Raw genomic sequence first — 4,222 nt, forward strand, 5'->3', positions numbered from 1 at the left:
GGGTGGGAGTGAATTTGCGACACAATGGCCGGGTCGGGTTCGACGTCTGCCGCTTTGTTGCCGACGCGAACGAATGGCTGGTCTCCGCTTTGGCCGTCTCCAGAGCGGTCAGGCTGCAAGCGGCCAAAAGTCCTTTAGGTGCCCCCACAGTCCTTCTCCAGCCGGCCAGCAGGTCCGGTCAGGAGACAGATCATGGGACACTCTGAGTATGACCCGCCCGTACCTGCTGATGTTGCGGTCGCAGCTTTCAGGTTCAATTCTGCCTTCCGAGCGGACATTCGAAAGGTCAGAGCGGATGGTCCGCAAGGGGTCACTTCAAGGCATCTACCTGAGCTGCGCTGAATGTCCGCTTCTCCATACTCTCCGCTCAGAACCGGACAGGCCGTTATCGGCCAGGATCGGCCATTCCGCTTTGCGCCCGTTTTGGTCGTTCGGCGGATCAAGCGGCGTGCTTCCGGAGAGGGCCCGTCACGGCGGCCTTCGATGGGATCGCGCATCGCTTCAGCGACTGCGCCTCAGACTATCTCGACCGTGCCTACGCGACCACGGCCTCCAAGTGACGCGCTGGAACACTCTAGCTCCATGTTCGATGGGATCTTCCGTCGTCACCGGGCCGCCAACGCGGGGATAACAGGGACAAGAGGAAGATGATCTCTATAGAAAATGCCTCTGTTGTCCCCGGTTGAGGGCGCAACCTGCCTAGGGTCCGATCACGTTCTTGTCTGCCTGCAGCAGCTTCCTGTTGCTGCGACAAGGATCCTGAGGCGCGCAAGGTGGCGCTACCGGTCAGTGTTGCGGCGGGCAAACCGTGGCTTCGATCATCTTCAACATCGATCCCGGTGGAGCGAGAAGGGATGCCTATCTGGAGCTCTCCCGGCTGCCAGAGGTCAGCCTCTCCTGTCATGGCAGGCCGGCAGCCTTGGCGATCTGCGCACGGGTCCAGGCGACGATCCGAGACGTCTCCATCGCGCCTGCCGTCTGCGCGACCACCTTGCCCTTGTGCAGCAGGAACAAGGCCGGGATCCCCCTGGCCCCCAGTTCTGACGCGACGCCCGGCTCCTCCTCGGAGTTGACCTTCAGGAGGCGTACGTCCGGCTCAAGCTCGGCGGCTGCTTGCTCGAACATCGGTGCCATAGCCCGGCAGGGGTCACACCATGGTGCCCAGACGTCCACCAGGACGGGGATGTCATTGTTTCGGCGATGCTTCGCAAAGCCGGCGGCATTGGCTTTGGCGGGACGGCCCTCGAACAGCAGATGGTGGCAGGCCCCACATCGCGCCGCCCTAGCCGGGCGGTCGGCAGGGACCCGGTTGGTCCGCGCGCAGTGCGGACATACGATGTTGCGGGCAGCGGTCATCGGCTCCTCTCTCCTGCTGTCCATCTGCCGTTTCCCGAACCGGAACGCTTGAGACATCCGTTGGATTCCGAAATGCCCCGGTGCGCACATGGATCCCCACGGTCACGTGAGTGTCTGTAATCCGGGCGCAGGAATGAGACGCATGGACGAGATCGCGGCGGCAGGACTGCAGAAGCAAGGGCCGAGGCCGGGAGGTCTAAAGTTGCGCATGAATAGCCTGGGCGGACCTGTCCACAGGCGGCCAGCCGTTGATACTGCGGGACCCAGTCGGGGAGTGTAGGTGCATTTGCAAGGCAAAACGCCCGACGTGACAGCTCCGTCCTTACGGCCTTGAGGCACCAGTGCGGATGACCATGAGACGGTTTGTGGCCGACTCTGGCAGCCACACCTCGCCCGGGCGGCCTAGGATCTGCCGCACACCCGCGCCCTTCTCCGACATTGGATAGGCCGTGAATTGTTCTGTCCGTGGATCAAAGGACAGGATCGCGTCCGCACCCCAGTCCGACACCCACACAATGTCGCGCTCGTCGACATAGACTGCGTAAGCCTGCGGCGCTTGCCCGGGCAGCTTCCACTCCTTCCATTGCTTCGACTTCGGATCGTAGAGCCCAAGCTGGCCGGCATTCCACTCGCTGACCCAAATGCGGCCTGTGGAGTCAGACCACACGCGCCGCGCGCCCTGGTTCGGCGTTGGCGGCTCAAGCACCCTTGCTTCACCTGTCGTGCGGTCGACGCTGGCGATGTGGTTGCCCGCGAGCGAGGCGTAGTAGATGTCGCCTTCAGGCGTAGCGGTGATGCCGTAGGGTCCCTGGCCGCGTGGGGCTTTCCATACCTTAACCTCGCCCCTGTTCGGGTTGAGGCGACCGTAGATCCCATTCTGGCCCGTAAACCAGAGCACGCCGTCGCGGTCGAAGGCGGCCGTGTTCAGGTTGGCATTGCCGGAGCCCTGCGGCAGGCGCCATGCTTTGACCGCCGCAGTCTTGGGATCGACTCGGACGATGGCATTCTGGCCGCCGTCTGTGAGCCACGCCGCCCCATCCGGTCCCTGGATGACGCCGTGCGGCGCCGAGCCCCTGCCGAGGGGAACGTGGCGGACCTCTCCGGTCCTCGGATCGAGAATGCCGAGAGCCCCGCTCTGCTGGGCCGAGTACCACACCTTCCCGTCCGGTGCCGGCGTGACATCGTGCGGCGAGGCATTCTCGGGAAGCTGATAGACTTGGCGCTCTGGCATCTGGGCTTGAGCCAGGGCTGGAACCGTTGAGGCGGCGAGAAGGAGGGCAAACAGCGTCCGGTTGCGCCAGGTAGCCATGACAGCTCCTCCGAACAGGTTAAATGCCCCCCATCGTGCAAGAGCGACCTTGCCTCTCAGCCGCTGAGGGGCCGAGCGGACGCTCATCTTGGCCGCTATCGCGGGTGAGATGGCCGGGACGAGATCACAAACGGAGTGCTCCATCTTACTTCAGAGCGTTCTGATCCCGCTCAAAATGTTCCGGTCTGCGCGGAAGACAAGCGATGCATGGCCCTCTGGCCGGATCTGCGCCTTTCCCTCAGCGTCCATGATGTCGAGGAACTCCTGGCCGAGCGCGGGCTCGAGGTCGAGACTATGCCGGCTCGACAGGACACGCAGAGGAGGTGTTCGACGCCAGGCATTGACGTTGCGGGACCGAAGGCGACCTCGTGGGCCGTGATCGAAATCGGGGACTGGAAGCACGCCGCCCCCTCCCGAGCCTTTACCCGCCAGCCTCACCACCGCATGGTCGAGCCTTCCACTTGGGCTACGACATGGCCGACAAGCGTCAGAAAATCCTGGATCGCATCCGCCACCTGCGGAACCGGACGGTCGCGAAGGGTTGCACGGAGGTCGAGGCCATCGCAGCCGCCGAGAAGGTTGCCGCACTCCTCGCCGAGAACGACCTCACGCTCGACGAGGTCGAGGTCCGCGCGACGCCGTTCGCCCGGGAGGATTCCAGCGTCGAAGGCGATATCGGGGAGCGGATCTGGAAGGTTGCGGACGCCATCGCAGGGCTGACGGACACCCGCTGCTGGACCAACCCTAGCGGCGTCACCCCGGTGCGCATCACCTTCTTCGGCCTGCAGCACGAAGCCGCGATCGCGACCTACCTGCTCGCCGTCTGCTCTAGGGCGATGCGCGATGAACTGGACAGGGTCGGACGCGGTTGGGTTCTCTTCCGGCCGAACGTGCAGCGTCGGCACCGGAACGCTTTCCTTGACGGCATGGCGGACTCGCTGTCGACACGCATTCGGTCGCTCAAGCCGCCGCAGCTGTCCGGCAGTGGTCTCGTCGTGCTCAAGAACTCGCTCATCGATGCCGAGTTGGCACGCCTGAACATGAGGGTCCAGGACCTGCGCGGCCGTCGAGCGAACGATCTCGATCTCTACTACGGACACGGCCGCGCAGCCGGAGAGCAGGTCGCTCTCGATCCCGGCCTTCGGCCGCCGGAGAGGACGGTGGGCTTGATCGGAACGGAGGCGCGATAGTTTCCGGTTCGTCCTTCGTTCCCGTCAGGCCAGTCCGAGGCTGCCGTCGTGATTAAAGGCGCCCGCTGCCGACCCTCAGCGAAAGATGCATCCTCCCTCAGTGATGAGAGTTGTTGCCGCCCCGGCGGCAGGGGCTCGGCGGCCGGGCTCAGCGGCACCAAGAGTACAAAACGGGTTAGGCAGAGCTTCGCCGAGTGGCGGTCAGCAGATCGAGGTCGAATGGTTTGCCACCTCAGGCGGCTCTGCAGCCGGAGGAGGCACAATCCAGTGACGGCCCGCGCACAGTCAGTGCAGGTGAAATTCCGCACCAATCGCTCGCAACTCGGCGGGTTTGATCAGGCGGCTGTGCGCCACCTTTACAGAATGC

The 4,222-nt window shown here is 64.1% G+C and carries 4 protein-coding genes; 2 read left to right on the forward strand and 2 right to left on the reverse strand.

From position 1 onward, the window contains the following. Positions 1–206, forward strand: a 206-nt coding sequence (locus WDW90_RS35290) for a hypothetical protein (RefSeq protein WP_336492392.1), incomplete at its 5' end; no start/stop codon positions are given. A 694-nt stretch (positions 207–900) separates the two neighbouring features. On the opposite strand, the gene trxC is transcribed toward WDW90_RS35290, so the two are convergent. Then, complete coding sequence (gene trxC, locus WDW90_RS35295) at positions 901–1,356, reverse strand: thioredoxin TrxC (protein ID WP_336492394.1); 456 nt, start codon at positions 1,354–1,356, stop codon at positions 901–903. A gap of 322 nt (positions 1,357–1,678) precedes the next feature. After that, positions 1,679–2,665 carry a Vgb family protein gene (locus WDW90_RS35300; RefSeq protein WP_336492395.1) on the reverse strand — a complete coding sequence of 329 codons (987 nt, stop codon included), beginning with the start codon at positions 2,663–2,665 and terminating at the stop codon, positions 1,679–1,681. Positions 2,666–3,126: 461 nt separating this feature from the next. On the opposite strand from WDW90_RS35300, the gene WDW90_RS35305 reads away from it, so the two are divergent. Continuing rightward, a complete protein-coding gene (locus WDW90_RS35305; protein WP_336492397.1) occupies positions 3,127–3,855 on the forward strand; it encodes a DUF7168 domain-containing protein in 729 nt (242 codons plus the stop codon). Positions 3,856–4,222 lie beyond the last annotated feature (367 nt).

Source organism: Methylobacterium nigriterrae, assembly GCF_037106235.1.
Taxonomy (GTDB): Bacteria; Pseudomonadota; Alphaproteobacteria; order Rhizobiales; family Beijerinckiaceae; genus Methylobacterium; species Methylobacterium nigriterrae.

Excerpts from the sequence above, each read along its gene's own strand:
- trxC (WP_336492394.1), bottom strand. The coding sequence starts at position 1,356 with ATGACCGCTGCCCGCAACATCGTATGTCCGCACTGCGCGCGGACCAAC.
- WDW90_RS35300 (WP_336492395.1), bottom strand. The coding sequence starts at position 2,665 with ATGGCTACCTGGCGCAACCGGACGCTGTTTGCCCTCCTTCTCGCCGCC.